Origin of the sequence: Hathewaya histolytica (assembly GCF_901482605.1) — a bacterium.
Taxonomy (GTDB): domain Bacteria; phylum Bacillota; class Clostridia; order Clostridiales; family Clostridiaceae; genus Hathewaya; species Hathewaya histolytica.
The window spans coordinates 907,980-933,921 of sequence record NZ_LR590481.1; the positions used below are offsets into that span (position 1 = coordinate 907,980).

General features: G+C 28.3%; 26 protein-coding genes. 18 read left to right on the forward strand and 8 right to left on the reverse strand.

Features of this window, described 5'->3' with window-relative positions:
- Positions 1-63: 63 nt before the first annotated feature.
- Both FGL08_RS04215 and FGL08_RS04220 read right to left on the reverse strand, forming a co-directional pair.
- Positions 64-1,872, reverse strand: coding sequence for a glycerophosphodiester phosphodiesterase (locus tag FGL08_RS04215; protein WP_138209587.1), 1,809 nt, complete (start codon positions 1,870-1,872; stop codon positions 64-66).
- Positions 1,873-2,066: 194 nt separating this feature from the next.
- Positions 2,067-3,359, reverse strand: coding sequence for an L-cysteine desulfidase family protein (locus tag FGL08_RS04220; protein ID WP_138209588.1), 1,293 nt, complete (start codon positions 3,357-3,359; stop codon positions 2,067-2,069).
- A 264-nt stretch (positions 3,360-3,623) separates the two neighbouring features.
- Here FGL08_RS04220 and FGL08_RS04225 point away from each other — a divergent pair, with 264 nt between their 5' ends.
- The gene (locus FGL08_RS04225; protein WP_138209589.1) at positions 3,624-4,352 is read left to right on the forward strand and encodes a DUF421 domain-containing protein; all 729 of its coding nucleotides are present in this window, start codon (positions 3,624-3,626) and stop codon (positions 4,350-4,352) included.
- Between the two features lie 66 nt (positions 4,353-4,418).
- Here the strand turns inward: FGL08_RS04225 and FGL08_RS04230 are convergent, their stop codons facing one another.
- Together FGL08_RS04230 and FGL08_RS04235 are read right to left on the reverse strand one after the other, a co-directional pair.
- Entirely contained in the window at positions 4,419-5,543 is a 1,125-nt protein-coding gene (locus tag FGL08_RS04230) for a sodium/glutamate symporter (protein WP_138209590.1), read from the reverse strand.
- A 10-nt stretch (positions 5,544-5,553) separates the two neighbouring features.
- The gene (locus FGL08_RS04235; protein WP_138209591.1) at positions 5,554-6,015 is read right to left on the reverse strand and encodes a C-GCAxxG-C-C family protein; all 462 of its coding nucleotides are present in this window, start codon (positions 6,013-6,015) and stop codon (positions 5,554-5,556) included.
- Positions 6,016-6,279: 264 nt separating this feature from the next.
- Here FGL08_RS04235 and FGL08_RS04240 point away from each other — a divergent pair, with 264 nt between their 5' ends.
- The 9 genes from FGL08_RS04240 (at position 6,280) to FGL08_RS04280 (ending at position 12,735) form a co-directional block, all read left to right on the forward strand.
- The gene (locus tag FGL08_RS04240; protein ID WP_138209592.1) at positions 6,280-7,146 is read left to right on the forward strand and encodes a cation diffusion facilitator family transporter; all 867 of its coding nucleotides are present in this window, start codon (positions 6,280-6,282) and stop codon (positions 7,144-7,146) included.
- 107 nt (positions 7,147-7,253) lie between these two features.
- On the forward strand, positions 7,254-8,024 hold the full coding sequence (gene yaaA / locus FGL08_RS04245) for a peroxide stress protein YaaA (RefSeq protein WP_138209593.1): 771 nt from the start codon (positions 7,254-7,256) through the stop codon (positions 8,022-8,024).
- Positions 8,025-8,200: 176 nt separating this feature from the next.
- Positions 8,201-8,455, forward strand: coding sequence for a DUF3892 domain-containing protein (locus FGL08_RS04250; RefSeq protein WP_243117936.1), 255 nt, complete (start codon positions 8,201-8,203; stop codon positions 8,453-8,455).
- Positions 8,456-8,818: 363 nt separating this feature from the next.
- On the forward strand, positions 8,819-9,904 hold the full coding sequence (gene cobT, locus FGL08_RS04255; protein WP_138209594.1) for a nicotinate-nucleotide--dimethylbenzimidazole phosphoribosyltransferase: 1,086 nt from the start codon (positions 8,819-8,821) through the stop codon (positions 9,902-9,904).
- Positions 9,905-9,912: 8 nt separating this feature from the next.
- Positions 9,913-10,512 carry an alpha-ribazole phosphatase gene (gene cobC / locus FGL08_RS04260; RefSeq protein ID WP_138209595.1) on the forward strand — a complete coding sequence of 200 codons (600 nt, stop codon included), beginning with the start codon at positions 9,913-9,915 and terminating at the stop codon, positions 10,510-10,512.
- Positions 10,513-10,531: 19 nt separating this feature from the next.
- On the forward strand, positions 10,532-11,080 hold the full coding sequence (gene cobU / locus FGL08_RS04265) for a bifunctional adenosylcobinamide kinase/adenosylcobinamide-phosphate guanylyltransferase (RefSeq protein ID WP_138209596.1): 549 nt from the start codon (positions 10,532-10,534) through the stop codon (positions 11,078-11,080).
- Between the two features lie 9 nt (positions 11,081-11,089).
- Positions 11,090-11,848 (forward strand): adenosylcobinamide-GDP ribazoletransferase, encoded by a 759-nt coding sequence (cobS, locus tag FGL08_RS04270; protein WP_138209597.1) that lies wholly within the window; start codon positions 11,090-11,092, stop codon positions 11,846-11,848.
- Between the two features lie 351 nt (positions 11,849-12,199).
- A complete protein-coding gene (locus FGL08_RS04275; protein ID WP_243117937.1) occupies positions 12,200-12,430 on the forward strand; it encodes a hypothetical protein in 231 nt (76 codons plus the stop codon).
- 26 nt (positions 12,431-12,456) lie between these two features.
- A complete protein-coding gene (locus tag FGL08_RS04280; RefSeq protein ID WP_138209598.1) occupies positions 12,457-12,735 on the forward strand; it encodes a spore coat protein in 279 nt (92 codons plus the stop codon).
- A gap of 238 nt (positions 12,736-12,973) precedes the next feature.
- On the opposite strand, the gene rd is transcribed toward FGL08_RS04280, so the two are convergent.
- Positions 12,974-13,132, reverse strand: coding sequence for a rubredoxin (rd, locus tag FGL08_RS04285; protein ID WP_138209599.1), 159 nt, complete (start codon positions 13,130-13,132; stop codon positions 12,974-12,976).
- A gap of 374 nt (positions 13,133-13,506) precedes the next feature.
- Between rd and FGL08_RS04290 the strand changes: the two genes are divergently transcribed.
- The 4 genes from FGL08_RS04290 (at position 13,507) to FGL08_RS04305 (ending at position 17,114) form a co-directional block, all read left to right on the forward strand.
- Positions 13,507-13,923, forward strand: coding sequence for a HutP family protein (locus FGL08_RS04290; RefSeq protein WP_138209600.1), 417 nt, complete (start codon positions 13,507-13,509; stop codon positions 13,921-13,923).
- Between the two features lie 512 nt (positions 13,924-14,435).
- Complete coding sequence (locus FGL08_RS04295) at positions 14,436-15,446, forward strand: ABC transporter substrate-binding protein (RefSeq protein WP_138209601.1); 1,011 nt, start codon at positions 14,436-14,438, stop codon at positions 15,444-15,446.
- A complete protein-coding gene (locus tag FGL08_RS04300; protein WP_138209602.1) occupies positions 15,446-16,354 on the forward strand; it encodes an ABC transporter permease in 909 nt (302 codons plus the stop codon). Before FGL08_RS04295 ends, FGL08_RS04300 begins: the two co-directional genes overlap by 1 nt.
- Positions 16,320-17,114, forward strand: coding sequence for an ABC transporter ATP-binding protein (locus tag FGL08_RS04305; protein ID WP_138209603.1), 795 nt, complete (start codon positions 16,320-16,322; stop codon positions 17,112-17,114). Before FGL08_RS04300 ends, FGL08_RS04305 begins: the two co-directional genes overlap by 35 nt.
- Before the next feature lie 52 nt (positions 17,115-17,166).
- Here the strand turns inward: FGL08_RS04305 and FGL08_RS04310 are convergent, their stop codons facing one another.
- The 3 genes from FGL08_RS04310 to FGL08_RS04320 all read right to left on the reverse strand — a co-directional run bounded on the left by FGL08_RS04310 (position 17,167) and on the right by FGL08_RS04320 (position 19,004).
- Positions 17,167-17,946, reverse strand: coding sequence for a Tim44 domain-containing protein (locus FGL08_RS04310; RefSeq protein ID WP_138209604.1), 780 nt, complete (start codon positions 17,944-17,946; stop codon positions 17,167-17,169).
- A gap of 153 nt (positions 17,947-18,099) precedes the next feature.
- Entirely contained in the window at positions 18,100-18,492 is a 393-nt protein-coding gene (locus FGL08_RS04315; protein WP_138209605.1) for a bacteriohemerythrin, read from the reverse strand.
- A gap of 77 nt (positions 18,493-18,569) precedes the next feature.
- Positions 18,570-19,004 (reverse strand): hypothetical protein, encoded by a 435-nt coding sequence (locus tag FGL08_RS04320; protein ID WP_138209606.1) that lies wholly within the window; start codon positions 19,002-19,004, stop codon positions 18,570-18,572.
- A 329-nt stretch (positions 19,005-19,333) separates the two neighbouring features.
- Between FGL08_RS04320 and FGL08_RS04325 the strand changes: the two genes are divergently transcribed.
- The 4 genes from FGL08_RS04325 to FGL08_RS04340 all read left to right on the forward strand — a co-directional run bounded on the left by FGL08_RS04325 (position 19,334) and on the right by FGL08_RS04340 (position 25,899).
- Complete coding sequence (locus FGL08_RS04325) at positions 19,334-20,719, forward strand: bifunctional metallophosphatase/5'-nucleotidase (protein WP_138209607.1); 1,386 nt, start codon at positions 19,334-19,336, stop codon at positions 20,717-20,719.
- Positions 20,720-20,861: 142 nt separating this feature from the next.
- Positions 20,862-21,713, forward strand: a complete 852-nt coding sequence (locus FGL08_RS04330) for an AraC family transcriptional regulator (protein WP_138209608.1) — start codon at positions 20,862-20,864, stop codon at positions 21,711-21,713.
- A gap of 122 nt (positions 21,714-21,835) precedes the next feature.
- Positions 21,836-22,723: an AraC family transcriptional regulator gene (locus FGL08_RS04335; RefSeq protein WP_138209609.1), complete on the forward strand. Its 888-nt coding sequence runs from the start codon at positions 21,836-21,838 to the stop codon at positions 22,721-22,723.
- A gap of 167 nt (positions 22,724-22,890) precedes the next feature.
- Positions 22,891-25,899: a DEAD/DEAH box helicase gene (locus FGL08_RS04340; protein WP_243117938.1), complete on the forward strand. Its 3,009-nt coding sequence runs from the start codon at positions 22,891-22,893 to the stop codon at positions 25,897-25,899.
- Positions 25,900-25,942: the final 43 nt, after the last annotated feature.

Consider the following 25,942-nt stretch of genomic DNA (forward strand, 5'->3'; position numbering starts at 1 on the left):
AGATTATAAATAACCCTCTCCAAGCCATAAAATTGGAGAGGGTTATTTCAATTTATTATATTTCTAAATTCCCCCAAGTAATTTTTCCATTATAGTTTTATTCTTAGATTTTTCTATAATTTGCAGCATTTCTTCTGGTTTATTGGTTATTATGTTATCTACGCCCATGTCTATTAAAGTTTCAGCTTTTGATGAGTCATCTATGGTCCAAATGTGTATTTCGCGTCCTATAAGATGTGCTTTATTTACAAGATCTTTGGTTACGTTGCTTTCTTCAATGCTGTAGAAATCTACTTTTAGTTCTGCTAAGTCTCCTAGTGCTATATACATTATATACCCAATTTTTATCTTAGGGTTTAACTTCTTAATTTCTAAAAGAGCTTTATAGTTTAATGAAGTTACTACACATTGCTCTTCTAAGTTATATTTCTTTATAAGATCTGCTACTTTTTTTATTAAGTATTTTTCACGACCGTGAGTTTTTATTTCTATGTTGAGTTTTATTTTATTTTTAGAAATCTTAATTATTTCTTCTAGGGTAGGTACAGTTTCTCCCTTAAATTTAGGGTCAAATTTACTTCCTATATCAAATTTTTTAATTTCAGGTAAGGTTGTTTGCCACACATATTTATTTACATCAGCAGTCCTTTTAAAATTGCTATCGTGAGTTAGTACCACTTCACCATCTTTAGTTTCTTGAACATCTATTTCTGCATAGTGTGCTTTATCTTTTATAGCATATTCTATGGCAGATTTACTGTTTTCAGGCGCATCTAAGGAGTTTCCTCTATGGGCAGTTATGTTTACATCATTTTTCTGAGATTCAGTGTAGGATAATATTGAAGTTAAGGCTAAACTTAAAGATAGAAATATTAAAACTAGAGCACTTACAAACTTTTTATTTTTTTTAACTGTTTTAAAGGACATATAATTTTTATCTTTATTATAGTATTTTAAATTAGAGGGCTCTGTATAACTTGGTCTTAATGAGAAATAAAGCCTAGTAATTATAATTGTATTAAATGGTGATGAAAACAATGTGAAAAGTAACAGTAAAATACTTATTATTATAGAATATAATGATAAAATTGCTAGAGAAGTAAAAGAGGAAACCCCGATTCTTTTTATAATTAAGCCTATAGCTATATTTGATAGGAAAAAGAATAACATGCTTATTATCCACAAAATTAATTGAGATAAAAATAAGTTTTTAAATATATAAAAGTAATTTCCTTTGCAGAGATTACTACTATCTTTAAGGGATTCCTTAAAACTTTTATTTTCTAATATTGCTATATGCATTGTAAATATCCATCTTATTAAGAGGAAATAAGCTATAATTATTGACATTATTAAAAGAGTTATACCTAGGGGATATTGAAGTATCCAGTCTAGTATGAAGCTAGGAATCTTTAAGCTAGTGATTAAACTTGATGTCATTCCTATACCTAGAAGAGGAACTAAAAAAGTAATATATAAAATTATACTTATTGAACTTATACTAAAAATTTTTGAAAGATTATTTAGGGAAAGAAAAAATGCTTCTTTTAGAGAGATTTTTACCCCCATATAAGTATTCTTGGCTATAATTATAAGAGTGCCAATTTCAAGGATTATAGAAATACTTGTTATAACACATAATATTAGAAAAGCACATAATCCTTCCTTACTAGTAGAGAATTTTATAAGTTCATTATTTGTGATTGTTTTTCGTCCACTTAAAGAAATAAAATAGTTTAAACACATAGACATTAGGGGAAGCAATATAAAAGCTGTAATTAGTTTATAGATTGCTTCAAACTTCATATTTATATAAAAGCCATTTTTAAAGTCTTTAAATGTATGTTTTAGTAAATTGTTAAAAGGATACAAGCTTCCACCTCCTCTAAAATTTTAACTAATATATAGTATACATGAAAAATCTTTTATTTAAATTACAAAAACCTTAAAATTATCTTATATCTTTTTTTATATAAAAAAGATACCCACAAATTTATAGTATTTTATGAGTATCTTAAATGTTTTAGATTTTATTAAATAATTTTAGTTTATAAATCATATAGGTATTATTTGCAAGTCATTATATCTAATATGATTTTATCAGTTTCTGACATACCTTTTGTACCTATTTTAGCTAAGTTTTTAATAGTTATTTCTGTATCTTTGTGTATTATACCATCTTGGTCTGATATTTCGATATGATCAAGGGCAAGTAGAGCAGACATAACAGCAGCACTAACCCCTGTGGATACCTTTAAAGCACATCCAGTTTTTGCACCATCACAAATCATCCCAACTATGTTTCCAGCCATATTTTTAATAGCATATTTAACTTCTTCAAGTGTGCCATCTAAAAGATATACTATGCCAGAACTCGAGCCAGCAGCGGCAACAACACATCCGCATAGAGCTGAGAGTCTTCCAAGGTAAGACTTTATATGGATTGCTATTAGATTTGAAAGTATTAAGGCTCTTGCTAGTTTTTCTTCTCCTAAATTTAACCTTGTATGAGTTGCAACTACAGGAACCATAACAGTTATACCTTGATTTCCGCTGCCAGAGTTACTCATAACAGGTAACATACATCCAGACATACGAGCATCAGATGCAGCGGCTGTTAATGCCATAGCATAATTTTGAATATCTTCTTTTAATATATCTCTTTGTATATTCTTATATAATGTTTTTCCTACTCTAAGTCCACAATCATTTTTAAGTCCATATTCTGCGATTTCCATATTCATTTTAGCGCCTTCTAATATGAACTTTATATCTTCAAAGTCAACAGTTGTAGCAAATTCATAAATTTCGTCTACAGTTGTATGGTCTATAAAGTCTTCAGCTTTAGGACAATCAGCTGAATCTACAGCTATTTCTTCGTTTTGAAATATAACTTTATCATCTAAAGTTACTTCTACAATACTTGAATGTTTGTCTTTTATTTTAACTGTAGCAGTTCGGTTTTTAGCCTTTAAGGTAACTTCTACATAGAGTTTACAGAGATCTTTTTTAGCATTAACTAAAACTTTTTCACTTTTAACAAAATTTTTAGCTTTTTCTATATGTTCTTTTGTAATATTTTTAAGTACTTCAAGGTAAGCTTTAGGATCACCACCTACAGAACCAAGAGCTGCAGCCACATGTAAACCTACCATGCCTGTACCAGGAATTCCGACACCCATACCATTTTTTAATATATTTGGACTTACCAAAACCGCTATTGACTCTGGTTCCATGTCTAGTGTTTCTCTAGCTTTCGCTGCTGCTAAGGCTACAGCGATAGGTTCAGTACACCCTAGGGCTGGTACTACCTCGCTTTTTAAAAGGTTAAGAAAGTAATCTTTATTATGTTTTTGCATTTTTTTACCCCCTTGACTATATACAAACAAAAACCCTAATTTTATTCCTATGTTACATTTAATACTTTATATTATAATACATAAATGAAAAAAATCATATATATTTATAAAATGAAATTTAAGATTCAATCATTCATAAATCATGAATTTTAAGAAGATTTCTAAATATATGTATTAATTAAAAAAATTATATTGTAAAAGGGAGTTTATTTTAAATAAAAATGTAAACACTAAAAATATACTTAATTGTTTGGAGGAATAGAAGTGAAGGAAGTTATTGAGATTTTATTTAGAGGGTGTGTAGGTTTTTTTACACTTTTAATTCTTGCGAGGATACTTGGAAAACAACAAATAAGCCAACTAACTTTTTTTGATTATGTATTGGGTATAACTATAGGCTCTACAGCAGCCACCATGACATCGGAACTAGATAGTCCATTATGGCCACATTTAGTAGGACTTTTTGTATGGTTTGGATTAGGGTTTCTAATGCAATTAATAACTTTAAAGTCTAGATATGTGTCAAAGATAATGGAAGGTGAACCTGAAATTGTTATAATGGAAGGAAAAATCATGGAAAATGTATTAAGAAAAATGAGATATCGAGTATCTGATCTTATGGAACAACTTAGAATAAAAGGAATATTTGATCTATCTGAAATCCAGTATGCAATATTAGAGTGTGATGGAGGGGTATCCGTAGTAAAAAAAGCAGAGAACGACCCTGTAACTCTTAAAGATTTAAAGTTAAAACCAGATAAAACTGGCATCAATATAGAACTTATTTATGATGGTAAAATTGTAGAACAAAATTTAAAAGATTTAAACAGGAATAAGGCATGGCTTGAAAAGAAACTAAAAGAGCAGAATGTAAATGATTATAAGGAGGTATTCTTAGCAACTGTAAATCCAAAGGGAGAAGTATACATCGACACTTATAAAGATAAATTAAGAAAAATAATAGATATAGGGGACTTTAAGGGTCCATATTAGAAGGTTATAAAAAAACACACACCGTGTATATATGGTGTGTGTTTATATGTTTAGATTATATAAAACTTACATAAAAATACCTATAATATATGGATTTACAATAGTTATTAGCCATGCACCAACTGGAGGAACGATAAATAGAGCTAAAGGTAGTGCACATTCTTCCTCTGTAAAACATTGTATAGAACTCATAGTACTTGCAGGCATTCCATAGCTAAAACCTATAAGTCCAGCTGATACATAAGAGGCTAGACCATTTTTTTTGTAAAGTTTAAATACTACTAAATATGTAAAAATTATAAGTATTATAAGTTGAATACTTAGAACTAAATAACTATACATGCTTATATTCTTTATTAATTTAATATCAAACATAGCAAAGTTTGATATTAAGAGCATGGAAAGGCAAAAGTTACCTATTAAATTCACCTCTGGTAATTTTACTTCAAATAGCTTAGTTACATCAAAAAACTGCCTTAATATAATTCCGCATAGAAATCCACCACCAGCAGGATTAATCCATTTACCTAACTTTAATGAACTTGGAATCATAGCGAAAGTTATACAAATACTAAAAATACCTAAATATTTTAAAAAAGAAATTGGATTAAAATTAGGTTGTGGAACCTTAATTGTTGTACTTAAATCTACCTCTTTTTTAAGTTTAGAAAATAGCAATACTCCGAATATAGTACCTATATATAATGTAAGAATTGATATTCCATTAAATTCTTTTATGTATGGTTTTATGTTTTTACCGAATTCAGGAATGGTTTTAAGTAAAGTGTGATCTCCCATTAAACTAGATGAACCTAATATTAAACTTTCGTAGGTGCTTTTACCAAAAATCTTACCAAAGATTAGGGCTATGGAATTTTGCCCAAAGGCTATTACAATAGTTATTAAAAGGTATAGCATTTGAGACTTAAAAGCTCTTTTTATGGTTTGTAAATTAAATCTAAGTCCAATGGATGCAAAGAATCCAGCTACAAATAGTGGAACAAAATTGTAAGTAGCTTTAACAGTAGTAAACTTATTTATTAGTAGAAATATTAAGGAGATAATTAGTCCTCCTACTAAAGGGGCAGGGATGTAATACTTTTTTAAAAATTGTATTTTGCTTTTTAAAAAGTATGAAAATAATAGAGAGATAATTAGTATACATAAGGTTTGAATCGCTGTAAGGTTCATGATTTTTCCTCTACTCCATTTTTAATTTTATGTTGTTTTCTAAAAGTTTTTCTGCTATGTAAGCGGCTACTTCTCCAGTTATTTTAATACAATGTGCTTTACGTTCTGGAGATCCAAAATCCTTAAAGTCTTTTGTCATAACTCTGCAGCAAGTGCTTTTATACATTTTTTTTATGTGGTCATGCAAATCTTTAGAAACTGGAAACATAGAAGGGTTCATAGAATCTCCATGTTCTCTTCCGTAAACCATTCCAAGAGCCATAACGCCTCCACTAACAGCGCCACATAGACAACCAGATTTTCCTATACCTACAGGAAATCCAGAAGCAAGTTTTGTTACAGATTCATCGTAAGGATTGTCCAATAAATCATTAATAGTTTTTACTACAGCTTCTGAACAGAAAAATTCTCCTCTTTCAAAATATCCTTCTGCAGTCTCACGTACATTTTTAATTAATTCTTCTTTAGTCATAAGACACCTCCAAGTTACAAAATATTATGAAAAATATTATACAATTTTATAATATTATGTAGAAAATATAAAATCCAATATGAAAAATCTATAGATAAAAAATATCTATAGATTAAATCTATCCATGATACTCACAATTATTATCAATTGATAATGTAAGTCGTGGGAATTAAACTGTAAACATTTGAATATATAATGTATATACTACATGTGGGAAAGAAAAGTTGATTATCAGTTGTTAATTAGATTGGGAGGGGAATTTGTATGAATATAGGCGAAAAAATTTCTATAACTACAATAGTAGTTAATTGTATATTATTTATTTTTAAATTTTTAGCTGGAATAATTGGTCGTAGTAATGCAATGATAGCTGATGCAATTCATTCTTTAAGTGATATATTAACAACTATAGCTGTGATATTTGGGCTTAGAATATCTTCTAAAGAAGCAGATAAAAAGCATCCATATGGTCATGAAAGGTTTGAAGCTATAACAAGCAAAATCTTAGCTATCATATTACTTTTAACAGGTTTATTTATAGGGTATAGAGCAATAGATGCTATTTACATGAAAACTTATGATGCACCAAAGTCTATAGCCATTTATGCTGCCATAACTTCAATTGTGGTGAAGGAATGGATGTATAGATATACTATAAAAGGGGCTAAGAAAATAAACAGTACTGCTTTAGAAGCAGATGCCTGGCATCACCGTTCTGATGCATTATCTTCTATAGGAGGGTTAGTTGGTATTCTAGGAGCTAAGTTTAAATTTCCTATATTAGATCCTATAGCCTCCTTAGTTATTTGTGTAATTATTTTAAAAGTGTCTATTGAAATATATTTAAAAGCAGTAAATGCATTAATTGATAGAGCAGCAGATAGTGATATTATTAGATATATTGAAAATGAAGCAAAGTCTATAGAGGAAGTGAAAAAAATAAACAATTTAAAAACTAGGCTTCATGGAAGTAGAATTTATGTAGATATAGAAATAGAACTATCAGAAAAGTTTACTTTTAAAGAAGCTTACTATATAGGAGAAACCCTTCATAAAAATATAGAGAAATTAGATAGTAGGATAATACATTGCAATGTAAAGGTTATGCCCTTAAAGGAAGTTTTTATTTAGGGAGGTGTAAATTTTAAATTTTTAATATTATTTAGTATTTTTTATTTTAAAATTTCATTCCTATGATAAAATGTAATTAACAAACAGTATTATTTAGGAGTGATTTCATGATAACAATAATTTCTCCAGCTAAGTCACTAGACTTTGAAAGGGAATCTTTAACAAGCAAATATACTATGCCAGAATTTTTAGATGATACTTTTCTTTTGATAGATATTTTAAAAGAATATTCACCAGAGGATATAAGTTCTTTAATGAAAATAAGCCCTAAGCTAGGAGAATTAAACTTTTATAGATATCAAAATTTCAATAACGACTTTAAAAAAGATACAAAACAAGCTCTATTTGCTTTTAATGGAGATGTGTATAAGGGAATAGATGCATATAGCTATAATGTAGAAGATATTAACTTTGCACAAAACCATCTTAGAATATTATCAGGATTATTTGGTATACTAAAGCCTTTAGACCTTATAAAAGAGTATAGATTAGAGATGGGTATTAAGCTTAAAAACTCTAAGGGAAAAGATCTATATAGTTTTTGGGGAAACAAGATAACAAGAAAGATAGAAGAAGATATTATGAGTTCTAAAGAAAATGCTATTTTGAATTTGGCATCAGAGGAGTATTCTAAAGTTATTAATAGGGATATATTAAAGAATTCAAAAGTTTATGATGTTGTGTTTAAAGAAAAGAAAAATGGCGTTTATAAGATAATTGCAATATATGCAAAGAAGGCTAGGGGCACAATGGCATCTTATATTATTAAAAATAAAATAGATTCTATAGAAGAAGTTAAAAATTTTGATGAAGATGGATATGAATATAGGGAAGATTTAAGTTCTGAGAGTACCTTAGTTTTTACAAGGGAAATTTAATTTTATATATTATATAGTGTGTATTTTTATATTGTATTTTAAAGTAGAATTTTCCTTTTAGTATATGAATCATATGTTGGAATAAGGTTTTCTTGAAATATATTTTAACTTCTTAGATTGTATATTTTAATCCTAATAGGGAAAAGTAATATAAACAACTTAAAGGAGGGTTAAATATGAATACTGAAAACATGCTTTCTATAACATCAGTAGAAAAGGACAGTAAAGGGGAAATTTCTTCATACAAATTAAGTAATGGAAAAGTTGTGGATAAACAAGAAGGTGTTGAACTTGCAAAACAAGGAAAAATAGACGGAGTTCTTGTGGCTCACTCTAAAACTGGAGAAGAGTATCTAAGAACTGTTGGAGATGGAAATCCTTCAAATAACTTAACAAATTTAATATCTAAGGAATATAATGAAATACACTAATTATATATTTAGATGAAGTTAAAGAAGATGGATAATTAATATAAATATTATTATAAAGGGATTGTGAAATTTAGGTTTCACAATCCCTTTTAAATTTATTTAATTTCTATCTAAAATAAACTAAGCCTTATATAAAACACCAACATTATACCGTAAATTCATTAAATAAGTTCGTATAAAGCTAATAGATATTTGAATTTCAAAATTTAATAAACTATAATTATATAATTAGATATAAAAATTTATAATAAATAAAGTTATTTTTTCTCTTAAGATATTTTGTTATTTAAAATAAAACTTAATAAATAAGAGTATTCTTTTGTGTTGAAATATTTTATAAAAAATCTGAAAGGAAGCGAAAGTATGGAATTTTTAAAAGAAACCTTAAAAAATATAGAGCCTGCCTATGAACCATGGGTAAAAAAAGCATGGGAAAGATTAGATAGCTTAACAAAGCCAATTGCAAGTTTAGGAGAACTTGAATGCATTGTAGCTAAAATGGCAGGTATTAAAGGTAAAATAAATAATAAAATAAATAAAAAAAATATAGTTATTATGTGTGCAGATAATGGCGTTGTAGAAGAGGGTGTAAGTAGTTGTCCTCAGGAGCTGACTTATATAGTTTCAAATAATTTTACAAGAGGTATTACAGGGGTTAATGTTTTATCAGATTTTGCAGGTTCCGATATTACTGTAGTGGATGTAGGTATAATTAAAGATGTGGATAATCCAAAAATAATAAACAAAAAAGTTAGATATAGTACAGATAATATGGTTAAAGGGCCTGCTATGACTAGGGAAGATGTTATAAAGGCAATAGAGGCTGGAATTGAAACTGTAGATAAACTTGTTTTAGAAGGTTATGATTTATTTGGAACTGGGGAAATGGGAATTGGTAATACAACAACCAGTGCAGCAGTTGCGAGTGTTTTATGTGATATTGATGTTGAGCTTTGTACAGGAAAGGGATCAGCCCTTACAGAAAATGCCTTTGATAATAAAAAAGATATTATAAAAAAAGCAATCGAGATAAATAATCCAGATAAGAATGATGTTATAGATGTTCTATCAAAGGTTGGAGGACTTGATATTGCAGGTTTATGTGGGTGCTTCTTGGGAGCTGCTAAAAATAGAATGCCTATAGTAATCGATGGATTTATAGCTTCTGCTGCAGCGCTATGTGCATTTAGGTTAAATCCTAATGTAAAAGATTTTATATTCCCATCACATCTTTCAGCAGAACCAGGGGCAGACTTTATAATGAAGGAAATGGGACTATCTCCAATGTTAAATCTAAGAATGAGACTAGGAGAAGGGACAGGATGTACTTTAGCATTTAATATAATAGAGGCCGGATTGCATATGATAAATCATATGGGTACTTTTGAAAAGGCTGGAATTGTAACAGACTACTTAGTTGAAATGAGAGATAATGTAAAAGAAAATTAGGTGAGTATATGAATTTATATTTAATTAGACATGGATATACAGAAGAGAATCTTAAAAGCTCTTATTATGGAACTATGGATCCAGAACTTAATGAAAAAGGAATACTTCAATGTGAATTTTTAAAGGAAAGATTAAAAGATAAAACCTTTCAGGCTGTTTATACTAGTACAAAAAAAAGAGCCATAGATAGTGCCAAAATAATTTTAAGTGATTATAGTATAAAAATAAATAATCACAAGGAATTAGACGAGCGTTCCTTTGGTATTTTTGAAGGTTTAAACTATGAAGAATTAAGTTCTAAGTATAAAAATGAGTATAAGGCTTGGGAAAAAGACTGGATAGGATATAAAATAAAGAATGGCGAAAGTCACCTAGAGTTTTCTACCAGGGTATATAATTTTTTAGAGAAAATTTTAGGTAAGCATAAAGAAGATGAAAACATAATTATAGTTGCACATGCTGGAGTTATAAGGGCTATTTATACATATGTTATGGACAAAAAAGCAGAGCTTTTTTGGAAATTTGGATGTAGAAATGGTGACCTAGCTATTATAAAATACGAATATGGGAATTTGTATATAGATTCTATAGTGCATAATAAATACTAAAACATTAGGAGCTGATATTATGAGTAAGATAACTCTTGTTACTGGTGGCAGTAGAAGTGGTAAAAGTACTTTTGCTGAAAATCTTTTAAAAGATAAGGACAATGTTTTATATATAGCTACATCTATAATTACAGATAAAGAAATGGAAGATAGAGTTAATCGTCACAAAGAGAGTAGGAATAGTCTTTGGACTACATATGAAGGATATGAAAACTTAGATAAGGCTATAGAAAATTCTAATAAAAAATATATACTTCTAGATTGTATTACCATAATGACTACAAATCTTTTATTTAAAACTGAAAGAGACTTTGAAAATTTTTCAAAAGAGGATATGGACGATGTTCTAAGCTATATTAAAAAGCAATTTACCAAACTTATTGAAAAAGCAAGAGATATGGATATTGAACTTGTTATGGTTACTAATGAAGTTGGATGGGGAATCGTTCCAGAATATAAGATTAGTAGAATTTTTAGAGACATAGCAGGTTTTGTAAATCAATATGTAGCAAGTATTTCTGATGACGTTTATTTGGTTGCTTGCGGATTACCACTAAAGCTAAAATAGGGGGCAAATATGAAATATTTTTTAAATAATCTACTTTTATATTTTCAATTTTTTACAAGAATACCTATAAATAAATCACTAGATTGTGATATGAAAAATTTTAGAGATGGAGCTTTTTTCTTCCCAGTTATAGGATTATTTATAGGAGCATTGCAATATGGTTTATATAGAATTTTAATTAATTTTATTCCAGGAAATATAGTAGCCGTTATAGTTTTAACTGTACCAATTATAGTTACTGGGGGATTACATGTAGATGGTCTTGGAGATACCTGTGATGGATTTTTCTCATTTAAGGGTGACAAAGAAAAAATCATGGAAGTAATGAAGGATAGCAGAGTGGGAACCTTTGCATCTATTGCTATAGTTGTAGATATTCTATTAAGATATACGGCTATATCTACATTAATTTCTACAGGTAATCCATATATGCTTATAGCAGCACCAATAGTGGGAAGATTTACTGTGGTTTTTCTTGCGTTTATAGGTAAAAGTGCAAAGAAAAATAGCTCAGCTAATATTTATATAAATAATATAGATGTAAAAGGAATTATAATTGCAACATTAATTACTTTCTTATTTATATTTAAATTAATTTCAATTAAATATACTTTAATAATAATTGTAGCTAGTTTAGTTGTATCCTATGCATTTAATCTATTTTGTAACAATAAAATTGGGGGATTAAATGGAGATAATTTAGGTGCTAACTATGAGATTATAGATGTATTTTCTATGATTTTATATATAGCATTAGTTTTAAGATAGGAAGTATGCAGATTGGTTAAGTTTTAACATAAAAATATATCTATTTTAAATTATAGTGTTAAATTTTCAATTCTAAGTGAAATAACTTTTTACGAAAAAACTTAAATTTTTAAGTTAAAAGGATTATTTTACTTAGGAGGAGAAAATTTAGCACTTTTTATTTTTATAGTAATATTTTTATTTAAATTATGTATTTATAAGTCCTTATTTTTAAATACATATTAGATTTTATATGTAATATGCTTACAAAGTGTACTTTTACTTACTTAGTACAATTTTTTTTACACATATAATTTAAAACTTATAGGGAATATTATTAATGTATCAAAAATCAATAAGGAGGGTACAGAGATGAACATGAATATGAATAATAACATGAATAATAATGCTCCACAAATTGAAGATAAAAACTTATCAGTAATTAAAGATCAATTATCACATGAGTGCTTATTAAACAAAAAATATAGCTTGTACTCAGAATATTGCACTGATCAAAATTTAAAAAATTTATGCAATGAAGCTGCAACAGTTCATAAGCAAAACTTTACAGAATTAAAGAACTATTTAGATTCTCATCAATAATAAAAAGTATAGGAGGGTTTAGAATAATGCATACTACACCGAATTTATCAGAAAAAGAATTAATGCAAGACTTATTAACAACAGAAAAGCAAGTTATTGGGGCATATAGTGTTGGCATTACTGAAACATCTTGTCCAAATCTAAGAAACGTATTAGTAAATAACTTTACAAAAGAACAAAATATACAATATAAAGTATTTGATGCAATGAAACAAAAAGGTTGGTACCCAACTAAAGATGCTCAAACTGCAGATGTTCAACAAGTTAAATCTCAAGCTACACAAATGCTAAATGATTTAAAATAGTTATAATATAAAAATAGAAAAGAATGTAGCATTTATATAAAACTAAAAACAGTAAAGAATAAAAGCAATTTCAATTAATATAGCATGGACATTAAATAAAATTTTATTAAATTTCAGTAGATTTAGAGAGTGAATATATAACTAAATTATATATTCACCCTTTGATTTATAAAATAAAAATAGAGTGTAAACATTTAAAATGTAACACTCTATGTTAGGTTCAATTTTCATATAGTTATTAAGCTTCTTCGAATAAATCTTTTCCAACACTACAAAGTGGGCATAACCAATCTTCTGAAACGTCTTCCCAAGCAGTACCAGGATTAATTCCGTTATCTGGATCTCCTGTTTCTGGATCGTATATATAACCACAAACTGTACAAACGTATTTTTTCATGTCAGTACCTCCCAATAAAATATTTGGTAATTTTATTTTGTATAATCAGTATACAATGAAAGTGAAAAAAATTCAATATTGAAATAATAATTATTTTTAAATAATTATTATTATTTTAAATATTAAGAAGTTTTCTATCAGATTTTTAAATAGCTATAATAAACAACATATGGATTTATTTCAATATACAATTATAGATAAATTTTAATTTAAAAATATCCTATAATTTATAAGAGAATATATTTAAATATAATACAAGTTATTAAACTTATAAGTAAATTTAAATAGAAAAAAATTAAGAATACCTCTATAATATAAGTATAACCATAAAGCACAAGATTATAAATCAAGTAATTATAAGAGGAGAGAATAATATGGAGTATACTAGTACAGATATTGCTAAGATTTCAGTGAAAATGTCCATATCCAGTAGGGAAGAGGAGAAGGAATTAAATAAATATTATAAAGAAAAAGGTATATTAACAACAGCAGTAGATATAGGAGGAAATATAAACACTTCTATACCAAAAGTAATAGAAAGAGCATTAGTTGCAGCAAAAAGAAGTGGTATTATAAAAGATTGCCATTTACATGATGGTGCTGTAGCAGGTGCAACACGTGAGGCATTATCTTATGTTACAGAAAAAGCAAATGGATTAAATGTTGGAGGCAAGATAGGTATTGCAAGACATAAAGAGCATTTAAGTGTATGTATATTTATGAGTATAGGTCTTTTACATTTAAATGAAGTGGTAATAGGGATAGGACATAGATCTATTCCAGAACTATAAAAATAGCTTGTGAAAATAAGTTATAAAATCAGGTTATTAAAATAAATTAAGAAAAAGTTTATTTAAATAAGAATTTAATTTTTAATATCTATAAAAATTATTGACAAAAGTAATATATTTATATATTATATATTAAAACAATATTAAGAGTTAAATTAAAGTTTTTAGTAAGAAGTAGAATATTATTGTAATTAAAATAGTAGAATAGTTAATGTAGATTGTATTAAAGGTAGAATAAAATTGTAGAAGGTACCATTTGGTACCAAGGTAGATTAAAACAGTAGTATGGAAGCATGGTAGGAGATAAATAAAAGTTTAGAAGACTTATATTATAATATAGGATAAGTGTTTAAAATTATAGGTGTATATCTATGTATTTTAGTGAACAAAAAATCTTATTGGTTAGTATAAATATACATTTTTATCTCCTAGTATAGGAGTTTTTTTATTTTATAAAACTTCTTATAAGTAAATTTTAATAATATAATTTAATATTTTAGGAGGATGGTAGTATGGTAGCTAAAAAAATAGGTAAGATATTATTATGCACAGTTCTAATTGCATCTTTAGGTGCTTGTTCAAATGGGACAAGTTCTAAAAATGACAAGTCTAAATCAAATTCCATAAAGGAAATAGGTATAACTCAAATTGTAGAACACAAAGCTTTAGATTCTTCAAGAGAAGGGTTTATAGAAGCTTTAAAAGAATCAGGATTTGAAGAAGGAAAGAATATTAAAATTGACTTTCAAAATGCACAAGGGGATATGAGTTCTGTAGATACCATAGCAAAGAAATTCGTGTCTGAAAAAAAGGATTTAATTTTTGCAATTTCAACACCTTCAGCACAGGCAGCTTTTAATGCTACAAAAGAGATTCCTATTTTAGTCACAGCTATTACAGACCCTGTAAGTTCTGGCCTTGTAAAATCCATGGAAAAGCCAGAGACTAATGTTACAGGTACATCTGATAAAACACCAATAAAAAATCAATTAGAATTATTTAAAAAAATAAATCCACAGGTTAAAAAAATAGGTGTTGTTTTTAATACTAGTGAAGCTAATTCAGAAGTTCAAGTAAAGGAATTAAAAGAAGAAGCGAAAAAAATGAATATAGAAGTTTTAGAAGGTGGAGTTACAAATGTAAATGAAGTTCCACAGGTATTAGACTCATTATTAGGTAAGGTTGATGTAATGTACACTCCAGCAGATAATATGGTAGCATCTTCATTAAGTCTTATAAGCAAAAAGTCAGAGGATAAAAAGATACCTGTATTTGGAGCAGAGAAAGCTCACGTAGAAGGTGGAGCATTAATCACCTTAGGCGTTGATTATAAAGAATTAGGAAGAGAAGCAGGTAAAAAAGCTGCAGAAGTATTAAAAGGGAAGAGCATAGGTGAAATACCAGTTACAATGCAAAAGGAATTTAAAGTAGCCATAAATGAAGATACAATGAAAAGATTAAATATAAAGCTTCCTGATGAAATAGTTAAGAATGCAGAAAAAATAACAGGAGGTGCTAAATAATGAATTTATTTTTCATAAGTACCTTAGAACAAGGCTTTATATTTGCTTTAGTTGCTTTAGGTGTATTTATAACTTACAAAATTTTGGATTTTCCTGACCTTTCAGTAGATGGAACTTTCCCTTTAGGAGGGGCAGTTGTAGCATTTTCACTATCTAAAGGTATAAATCCATTTTTAGCTTTAATTTTTGCTTTTTTATCAGGAGCTTTAGCAGGATTTATAACAGGAATACTTCATGTTAAACTTAAAATAACTAACCTTTTATCTGGAATACTAGTGATGATAGGTTTATATTCTATAAATTTAAGAATTATGGGAAAACCAAATGCACAATTTTTTAATTTCAAAACTATATTTTCTTTTAATATTAGTCCTATAATTCTTCTTATAATATTAGCCCTTTTATTTAAAGTTATATTAGATTTATTTTTAAAAACTAAGTTAGGGTTTTTACTTAGAATAACAGGGGATAATGAAACTTTAGTCACTTCTTTAGGCGTGGATAAGGATAGAGTAAAAGTTTTAGGCCTTATGTTATCTAATGCACTTGTGGCTTTTGCAGGAGGCATTATGGCACAATACAGTGGTTTTAGTGATGTAGGTATGGGAACTGGTATTGTAGTTACAGGACTTGCCGCGGTTATTTTAGGAGAAACTTTCTTAAAGAGGGTGCAAGGAGTTAAAGAAACCACTACTGCATTAATTGGCGCTATGTTATATAAGCTTTCCATAAGCGGGGCTTTAAGTCTAGGGTTAAAGCCTACAGATTTAAAATTAGTTACAGCACTTATAGTAGTATTAGTGCTTTCCATGAATAATGCAAGTTTTAAGTTTGGATTAAAGAGAAAAAAAGTTATAAAAGGAGGTGGTTTCCTTGCTACGAATAAAGAATCTGCACAAAACATTTAATGAAAATACAGTAAATGAAAATTGTATATTTAAGGGACTAAATTTAGACATTAAAAAGGGCGATTTCTTAACTATAGTTGGAAGTAATGGAGCAGGAAAATCAACCTTATTAAATATAATATCTGGAGCAATAAAAGGGAGTGGAGGAGAAATTCTTCTAGAAGAGAAAAACATTAACAAGCTTAAGGAGCATAAAATATCACAAGAAATAGGAAGAGTGTACCAGGACCCAGGAAAAGGGACGGCACCTTCTATGACAATTCTTGAAAACTTATCTATGGCATACAATAAAGGCAAGGGATTTGGACTTACAAAGGCTGTAGATAAAAATAATATAGAGTTATTTAGAGAACTTTTAAAACCTTTGGACTTAGGCCTAGAAGAAAAGTTAGATTGTAAAGTAGGACTTTTGTCAGGAGGACAAAGACAAGCTATTTCTCTAATTATGGCTGTTATGAATTCTCCTAAAATATTGCTTTTAGATGAGCACACGGCAGCTTTAGACCCTAAAACTTCAGAAAAAATTATAGAAATTACAAATAAGGTAGTAAAAGATAAGAATATAACAACTCTAATGGTAACTCATAATTTAAAGCATGCAATAAATCTCGGCAATAGGTTAATTATGATGCATAGAGGTGAAATTCTATTTGATATAAAAGAAGAAGAAAAGAAGACTCTAACCATGGAAAAACTCCTATCAATGTTTGAGAATACAACTGGAGAAGACGGAGTTAGTGATAGGGCATTGTTTTCTTAAAAATATATAATTTTAAGCTCCTAATCAATAAATATGAGTAGGAGCTTTTTTATTACTTTAATCTTTCTGAATAGTTTGTACAGGCTTTAGTATTATAAAACTCATCTTTTTGACGAATTTCATCTAGAACCCATTTAGAATCTTCTCGTACGAATTTCCAATATTCTCTGAACATACTAATTGCACGGTTTCCATCGACTATTTCCATGGTTATATCATCTATTGTATAGTCTTCCATAGAAGCCCTTATACTAAACCATATAACATTTTGGCTAGAATCCATAAAATCTTGAACTCCTACAGGAGTTATACTTAAAATACGTATATTTTCTAATATGTTTTTCTCATGTCTTATAGTCATCCAATCAGTTTTACTGGTATGAAGATCATATATGTTTTTACTCATATATTCCCTAGCCAAGTCATGGTTACGATTCATCCAAGCACTTTGAACAGTATAAAAGGTTTTATTTACTCTTATTTTCAATTTATTATAATCCCACATATCATCTATTTTACTTAAAGATCTAAGCATTTTTTTAGTTTTCAAATATATTTTATAATCACGTACAGCAGAATACACTGTCTTTCCAACAGTAAATAGCAGTATGGGAATAAGTGTTAGTACAAATCCTATAGGTGAGTTTCTTCTGTAACCATCACTATCACGCGAACTACCAGAACTACTTCTAGAAGAACTGCTAGATGAGCTACTAGAAGAACCTCCAGAAGAACTTCCCCCTCCACCTGCTCTTGCCATAACCACTGTACCTTCCATAGAAATAAATATAATTAATATAAAAATACTACAAAATAAACTAAGACGTTTCATATATTATCCCCCTAAACTTTATTTACTAATGTAATTTAAATTTGGATTAGATAACTATTATAACCATTATATCAAGAAGGCATTAAAATACATAGTAAAATTTAAGAGTCTGTATCTTAGAATAGCTTTAAGATTTAGACTCTCACTTATAATTTATAATTTTGTAATTAATTTATCTGTATATAAAATATGATTCTCAATCCAATTTACTACAAACTCCAAAATCTCTAAAAGGTAAGCATCTTGATCCTTATCTATATTATCTAAATTTACATTTTTAATTTTTTCAATAAATTTGTTATGTTCAATTTTGTGAGTAAATAATTTTTTGTAGCCAATTTCCTGCATATAGTTTTCCTCTGCATTAAAATGAAATATAGTATATTCTTTTAATTCTTCAAGTATCTTTATGATTTTATCATACTTATCTATACAAAATTCATTTTTTAAAACATCATATGCATCATTTGCTATTTTAAACAAATGTTTATGTTGACTATCAATTTTATCTACTCCAATAACAAAATCATCTTTCCAATCTATCACTGTAATCCCCCCGAATTCTCTTTGTAATATTAATAGAGCATACTTTAATATTATGTTAGAAACTAAAAGCTAATACATTAGTTATTATATCTTTTTTCTAGGAAGTATGCTATAGGCAGGTAAAGGGCTATAGGAATAATTATGCCTATAAAGTTATATGAGGTGCTGTTATTTGATACAGTAGAAATTTTAAAAAGGTCTATATTAAATACATAGCCAATTATTTGTATAAGGAAAAACATAGAGATTAAGATTATAATAGGCACTTTCGAGGAACCTTTAGCATGAATTCCATATTTACCTATTATAATGCCTGATATAAATAAAATTGAGCTTATAGGATGTAGAACACTTTTATATGTAAAGAAGGATACAAATTGAAGAACCATACCTAATATAATAAAAAGACTTGCTTGTACTTTATAGATACTTCTGCTTATGGATATTAAAACAATAACCGTAATAATAAACATTACAATTAAAGATAGGATAATGTTAGAAATATTAAACAAATCATTCCCCCCAATCATATGATTAAAGTTTTAAAGGGTATAAATAAAGTATTTATACTATTATAATATTACTTAAAAGATTAATGCCTAAATTTTGACTTATAGGAATATTATACCAAAAAGGGCTTTTGCATATAAGATAAATTTTGAATTTTAGACTTTAAAGACTATGAAAGAATAAATTTGTTAAATGTGGTGATATAAGGGATAAGCCTTATTATACAGTTATAATTTCTTATGTAATGTTACAATTAAATTAGTATAGAATGGTATAATTAATATAGAAATAAAGATATATTTTTAAGATATTTATAAGTGAGGGAAAAACGATGAATATAAGGATACTACACACTAACGACATTCACAGTAGATTTGAAGTATTTTCAAAAATAGTAAGTAAAATAAGAGAACTTAAAAATCACAATACCTTAATTCTTGATGCAGGAGATTTTAATGATTTTATGAGAATAGAAGTTCAAGGGACAAGTGGCAAGGCTGGTTGCAGTTTGTTAAATATGGCAGGGTATGATGCTATAGCTGTTGGAAATAATGAAGGATTTGCTGGAGTAGAAATTCTTGAGACTATGACTTCAACAGAATTGATTCCCTTTCTCTCTTGTAATTTATATAAGGATGACATGACTTATATTAAGAATTTAAAACGTAGCATTATTATAGAAAGAGGAGGATTTAAGTTTCTAATTATAGGAACAACACCGCCATATAATGAATTTTTTTCACTATCAAATATGTATGCTTCTAATCCTATTGAGGCAATTAAAATGGAGATTGAAAATAATAAAGGTAAATATGATATATGCATAGTACTTAGCCATTCTGGAATTAATGAGGATTTGTTATTTGCTGAAAAATTAGATGGAATTGATGTAATAATAGGTGGTCACAGCCATACTCTTATGGAAAGTCCTAAAATGGTAAATGGCACAATAATTCATCAATCGGGAAAATATGCTGAACATCTAGGGGTTCTTGATATTGAAATAAAAGATGGAAGAATTGTAGACTTTAGTGGAGAGAATATAGAAATTGAAAATATAATTGAAGACATTAATATTACTAAGGAAATTTTGAATCAGAAAGGAATTGCGATAGAGACTTTAAGCAAACCACTTTATAAAATAGATTGTGACATATGGCATGACGTTGTTGAGGAAAATCCCATGACTAATTTTTTAGCAGATGCCTTAAAGGATATAATACCTTGTGACTTAAGCATAATTAACAGCGGTGTAATAAATGGTGGTATAAGAAAAGGTGATGTTTCAAATAAGAAACTTCTTGAAATAGGACCTTCACCATTGAATCCAACTTACATGGAGATTAAAGGTAAATATATAAAAGAAGCACTAAGTTTATCACTTCAAGCTGAAGTATGCTTGCAAGATGGGAAAGGTCCTGGATTTAGAGGGAAATACCTTGGAAAACTTCATGTATCAGGTGCTATTATTGAGCATAATGGAAAGGACATATTAAGTGTAAAACTTAAAGATGGTAATCTTGAAGACCAAAAGATATACAAAGTAGCAACATCTGATTATCTACAAAGAGGGACAGGCTATAAAAGCTTATCAAATAACAAAAATGAAAAATACAACTCAGAATATATAAGAGATGTTTTAAGAGAATATTTAGATAAAAAAATATTTTTAGAAAAATGTTTTATAGATAGGTGGATAAGACAAGAGGATATGTAAAGGTGATATTTTCATGGATATTATGTATGATTAGAAACGTTTGTATAATTTAAAATAAAAAAACTTCTCATATATGTGCATCAAATGAGAGGTTTATATAATTAGTATCTACTATACTGTTATTTGTAAGGGGGATGGCTTAATGGAATGGTTAGAAAGATTAAATGAATCAATTCAATATATTGAATCAAATCTAGATGGAAAAATTGAATATGAAAGGGCAGCAAAAATTGCTTGTTGTACTGCATATCACTTTCAAAGAATGTTTTCATATATAGCAGGAGTACCACTATCAGAATATATAAGAAATAGAAGATTAACAAGAGCAGCTTTTGATTTACAAAGTGGAGATAAGGTCATTGATGTATCATTGCGTTATGGATATGAGTCTCCAACTGCTTTTAATAGGGCTTTTCAAAAGGTACATTCTGTATCGCCTTCAGTGGCACAAAAAGAGGGAACCTTCCTAAAAGCATATCCTCCTATTAGTTTTAAAATAACAATAAAAGGAGTAGGAGAAATGAAATATAGTATAGTTAAAAAGGAACAAATTAGAATAGTAGGGATAAAAACACCATTAGAAAAGAATATTGAGGAGAATTTTAAAACTGTACCAAACTTATGGCAAGAGGCAGCACAAAGTGGCGTAATTAATCAGATAGTATCTCTCATGGAGCCAGATTCTAGGGGAATATTAGGTGTTAGTGCTTGTATGGATAGCTTAGAAAGATGGGAATATTATATAGCTACGAAAACAGACAAAGAAGTACCTAAGGGGATGAATGAATGTATAATACCAGCAGGTACTTGGGCAGTTTTCCCTGGAGAGGGTGCTATGCCAATGGCAATTCAAGAAATAGAAAAAAGAATAATTACAGAATGGTTACCAACTTCAGGATATGAATATGCAGATGCACCAGATATTGAATTATATTTAAATCAAGATCCAGCTAATGCAAAATTTGAAGTTTGGATACCAATTAGAAAGAAATAGTATAATTTAAACAGTGCAACGGTTTGTTGCACTGTTATTTTGATTTAGCAATATAGGAGCAGTATTACTCTAATTTTGTTGATACAATATAATTACCATACAGGGATAAGGTTGGTGATAATTTGAATTATAGTAAGGCTATATTGCAATGTATTGAGTATATTGAAGAAAATATAAAGATGGATTTAACACCAGAATTAATAGCGAGAGAATGTGGATATTCTACTTTTCATTTTTGTAGAGTATTTAGTATTAGTCAAGGAATTACTTTAATGGAGTATGTTAAAAAAAGAAGGCTAGCCTTAGCAGCGATTGATTTATTTAAGGGAAATAAAATAATAGATATTGCTCTAGAGTATGGATTTGAGACACATACTGGATTTTCAAGAGCTTTTAAAAAAGAATACGGTTTTACTCCTACGCAATATTTAAAACGTATGGATGGTTATTTTGGTGAAAAACCAATATTAGAAATTGGAGGTTATATAATGAATCCTATTATTATTAAAAAATCAGAGTTTAAAGTTGCAGGGTATGGCATTAGGACTAATGTTGCTAATAGAAACTACACAAAAGATATTGCTTCATTTTGGAGCAATTATGATGGAGAAAATCTAGAAAGTAAAATGTACAAAATTTTAGAACCACCAAAGCATGGGGAGGTTGGTCTGTGTGTATCATCAAATGATCAAAATGGGGATGCAGTATATCTTCTTGGGGTTATAGTCGATGATTTTACAAAAGTTACAGATGACATGTTAACAGTAGAAGTGCCAGAGGCAACCTATGCTGTATTTACAACGCCGCCAGTAGACACAACTAAGGATCCCGAGCAGAATGAATTTGCAAGTGTAATAAAGCAAACGTGGAAATATATATTTGAAGAGTGGTTTAAGGATAGTGAATATATATTTGATGAAAGTAAGATGGATTTTGAATTTTATGATGAGAGATGTCACGGCAGAAAAGACACTGTAATGGAAATTTATGTTCCTGTATTGAAACGATAGATTGCTATGCATATGATGTTATAGAACAATGGGAATCCTCTAAGGGGATTCCTTTATTATAGGTTATATTCTAAAATATACACATATAGGTTATAATATAAATATTAAAGTGAAAATAAAAACATCTCATAAGTATGATTTTTCCTATAAGGTTAAGGGGGATTAATATGGCTTCAAAAGTAGGTACGGATTTAAAAAGATTAGGGGATGAATCAATAAGAGTATATGATAAAAGTGATATAACTATAAATAACATTGAATATAAGTCCATTGAAGTTAGTAACGAGAATTCAATAAGGGATGAACTATTAAAAGCTAGTGAGACAGGACTCATTAATAAATTAATAGATTCTAATTTAGCTTTAACGCCTAAGTTGGTTGTAAATGATTATTCTAGGGGAAGTAAAGTATTAAGTGAAATAATATCGGAACTTAATAAGTGCGAAGAATTTTTTATATCAGTTGCATTTATTACTAATAGTGGGATACTTCCTTTATTAGAAACTTTAAAAGCTTTAAATGAAAAAGGGATAAAAGGTAAGATTTTAACTACGGATTATTTAAATTTTAGTGAGCCAAAGGCATTAAAAAAGCTTTTAACGTTTCCTAATATAGAACTTAAGTTATATAGCAAAGAGAATTTTCACACAAAAGGATATATTTTTAGATATACAGATCATTATAAATTAATAGTAGGTAGCTCTAATCTAACTCAAACAGCTTTAACTAAAAATAAGGAGTGGAATTTAAAGGTTTCATCTTTAGAAGAAGGTTCATTAACAGAAGGGGTTATTTCAGAGTTTAATCAGCTTTGGAATGATGCAGATGAACTAACTATTGAATGGATAGAGACTTATGAGGAAATATATAGAAAACAGCTTGAGTTTACTAGAAAAAGTAAGGTTCCTAAACTTGCCCAATATAAATTAAAGCCTAATAAGATGCAGGTAGAAGCAATACAGGGGTTAGAAAGACTTAGAGAAAATGGACAAGATAGAGGTCTTTTAATTTCGGCAACAGGAACAGGTAAGACTTATTTATCTGCATTTGAACTTAGAAACTACAATCCTAAAAGAGCATTATTTATTGTACATAGAGAACAAATTGCAAAGCAGGCATTAAATAGTTTTGGAAATGTATTTGGTGATACAATGAGTATGGGGATATTATCAGGTACTAGGAAAGAAATAGATAAGGATTTTATATTTTGTACAGTCCAGACACTATCAAAGGACGATGTACTACATAGCTTTGACAAAAATGAATTTGATTATATTGTAATAGATGAAGTTCATAAAGCAGGAGCAAATAGTTATCAAAAAATAGTTAATTATTTTAATCCTAAATTTCTTTTAGGTATGACAGCAACACCTGAAAGAAGTGACGAATTTGATATATTTAAAATGTTTAATCACAATATTGCATATGAAATACGCTTGCAACAAGCATTAGAAGAGGATTTACTTTGTCCATTCCACTACTTTGGAGTTTCAGATATTACAATTAATGGAGTTGAGTTAGACGATAAATCGGATTTTAAATGCTTAGTGGCTGAAGAAAGAGTAAATCATATTATCGATAAAATAAATTTTTATGGATATTGTGGTGAAAGAGTAAAGGGATTAGTGTTCTGTAGTGATAAAAAAGAGGCTAAAGAGCTTTCTGATATATTTAATACAAGAGGATATAAAACCGTTGCACTAACAGGAGAAAACTCACAAGAGGAAAGAGAAAAAGCTATTGAAAGATTAGAGCAGGATGAAATTTTAAATTCATTAGATTATATTTTTACTGTAGATATATTTAATGAGGGAGTAGATATACCTTCTATAAACCAAGTTGTAATGTTAAGGCCAACTAAATCTTCAATAGTATTTGTGCAACAGCTAGGTAGAGGTCTTAGAAAAAATAAATTTAAAGAGTATGTTGTAATAATAGATTTTGTAGGAAATTATAATAATAACTTTTTGATTCCAATAGCCTTATCAGGTGATAGAACCTTTAATAAAGATACTATTAGAAAGTATGTTATGGAAGGAACAAGAGTTATACCTGGTTGTTCTACTATTAATTTTGATGAAATATCAAAAAAGAGAATATTTCAATCAATAGATTTAGCAAATTTCAATGATATAAAATTAATTAAAGAAAGTTATTTTAATCTCAAACAAAAAATTGGCAGGATACCTAGTTTGGGTGACTTTGATAAATTTGATTCTATAGATCCATTAAGGATTTTTTCTACTAAATTAGGTTCATATTATAACTTTTTAAAAAAGTATGATACAGAATATACTGTAGAGCTTAATGACATAGAAGCTTTATTTATTGAGTTTATTTCTAAAAAGTTAGCTTCAGGTAAGAGGCCACACGAACTTATAATGATTAAAAATCTAATTAATAATAAATTAGACTTAATAGGTGAGTTAAAACATGAACTTAAGAAGCTATATAATATAGATTTTAAAGATATTACTGAAACAAACGTAATTAATATATTAACAAATGAGTTTCCAACTGGATCAGCTAAAAAGACATATTCTAAGTGTATATTTATAGAAAGACAAGGCAATTATTATACTATTTCATCTGAATTTAAAAGTTGTATTGAAAATAACTTTTTTAAAGATATGGTTATGGAATTAATAGATTTTGGTTTAAGTAGATATAATAAAAATTATAGTAACAGGTATATGAATACCAATTTTCAATTATATCAAAAATACACATATGAAGATGTATGTAGGCTTTTAGAGTGGGAAAAGGGTGAAGTAGCTTTAAATATAGGTGGTTATAAATATGATAAAACCACTAATACCTACCCTGTGTTTATTAATTATGATAAGTCAGATAACATAAATGATACTATAAATTACGAGGATAGATTTGAATCAGAGTCACAGTTAATAGCAATTTCAAAATCAGGTAGAACTACAACATCAGAAGATATTGTTAAGGCTTATAATGCAGAAGATCATGGAGTAGAAATGACTTTATTTGTGAGAAAAAATAAAGATGATAAAATCTCAAAGGAGTTTTATTTCCTAGGAAAAATAAAGGCAGTAGGAAAGCCACATGAATTTACAATGAAAAATACTGCAAAAACAGCTGTAGAAATAAGATATAAATTAATTACGAAAGTAAGAGAAGATATTTATGATTATATAATATCGTAGACATAAATAGAATCTTTGGCTTCAGATGGAGTTTTTACTCAGA

What these genes read in the sequence shown, in the direction of transcription:
- FGL08_RS04220 (WP_138209588.1), bottom strand. Translation starts at nt 3,359, where the DNA reads ATGCAAAAACATAATAAAGATTACTTTCTTAACCTTTTAAAAAGCGAG.
- FGL08_RS04230 (WP_138209590.1), bottom strand. Translation starts at nt 5,543, where the DNA reads ATGAACCTTACAGCGATTCAAACCTTATGTATACTAATTATCTCTCTA.
- FGL08_RS04235 (WP_138209591.1), bottom strand. Translation starts at nt 6,015, where the DNA reads ATGACTAAAGAAGAATTAATTAAAAATGTACGTGAGACTGCAGAAGGA.
- FGL08_RS04240 (WP_138209592.1), top strand. Translation starts at nt 6,280, where the DNA reads ATGAATATAGGCGAAAAAATTTCTATAACTACAATAGTAGTTAATTGT.
- yaaA (WP_138209593.1), top strand. Translation starts at nt 7,254, where the DNA reads ATGATAACAATAATTTCTCCAGCTAAGTCACTAGACTTTGAAAGGGAA.
- FGL08_RS04250 (WP_243117936.1), top strand. Translation starts at nt 8,201, where the DNA reads ATGAATACTGAAAACATGCTTTCTATAACATCAGTAGAAAAGGACAGT.
- cobT (WP_138209594.1), top strand. Translation starts at nt 8,819, where the DNA reads ATGGAATTTTTAAAAGAAACCTTAAAAAATATAGAGCCTGCCTATGAA.
- cobC (WP_138209595.1), top strand. Translation starts at nt 9,913, where the DNA reads ATGAATTTATATTTAATTAGACATGGATATACAGAAGAGAATCTTAAA.
- cobU (WP_138209596.1), top strand. Translation starts at nt 10,532, where the DNA reads ATGAGTAAGATAACTCTTGTTACTGGTGGCAGTAGAAGTGGTAAAAGT.
- cobS (WP_138209597.1), top strand. Translation starts at nt 11,090, where the DNA reads ATGAAATATTTTTTAAATAATCTACTTTTATATTTTCAATTTTTTACA.
- FGL08_RS04275 (WP_243117937.1), top strand. Translation starts at nt 12,200, where the DNA reads ATGAACATGAATATGAATAATAACATGAATAATAATGCTCCACAAATT.
- FGL08_RS04280 (WP_138209598.1), top strand. Translation starts at nt 12,457, where the DNA reads ATGCATACTACACCGAATTTATCAGAAAAAGAATTAATGCAAGACTTA.
- rd (WP_138209599.1), bottom strand. Translation starts at nt 13,132, where the DNA reads ATGAAAAAATACGTTTGTACAGTTTGTGGTTATATATACGATCCAGAA.
- FGL08_RS04290 (WP_138209600.1), top strand. Translation starts at nt 13,507, where the DNA reads ATGGAGTATACTAGTACAGATATTGCTAAGATTTCAGTGAAAATGTCC.
- FGL08_RS04295 (WP_138209601.1), top strand. Translation starts at nt 14,436, where the DNA reads ATGGTAGCTAAAAAAATAGGTAAGATATTATTATGCACAGTTCTAATT.
- FGL08_RS04300 (WP_138209602.1), top strand. Translation starts at nt 15,446, where the DNA reads ATGAATTTATTTTTCATAAGTACCTTAGAACAAGGCTTTATATTTGCT.
- FGL08_RS04310 (WP_138209604.1), bottom strand. Translation starts at nt 17,946, where the DNA reads ATGAAACGTCTTAGTTTATTTTGTAGTATTTTTATATTAATTATATTT.
- FGL08_RS04325 (WP_138209607.1), top strand. Translation starts at nt 19,334, where the DNA reads ATGAATATAAGGATACTACACACTAACGACATTCACAGTAGATTTGAA.
- FGL08_RS04330 (WP_138209608.1), top strand. Translation starts at nt 20,862, where the DNA reads ATGGAATGGTTAGAAAGATTAAATGAATCAATTCAATATATTGAATCA.
- FGL08_RS04340 (WP_243117938.1), top strand. Translation starts at nt 22,891, where the DNA reads ATGGCTTCAAAAGTAGGTACGGATTTAAAAAGATTAGGGGATGAATCA.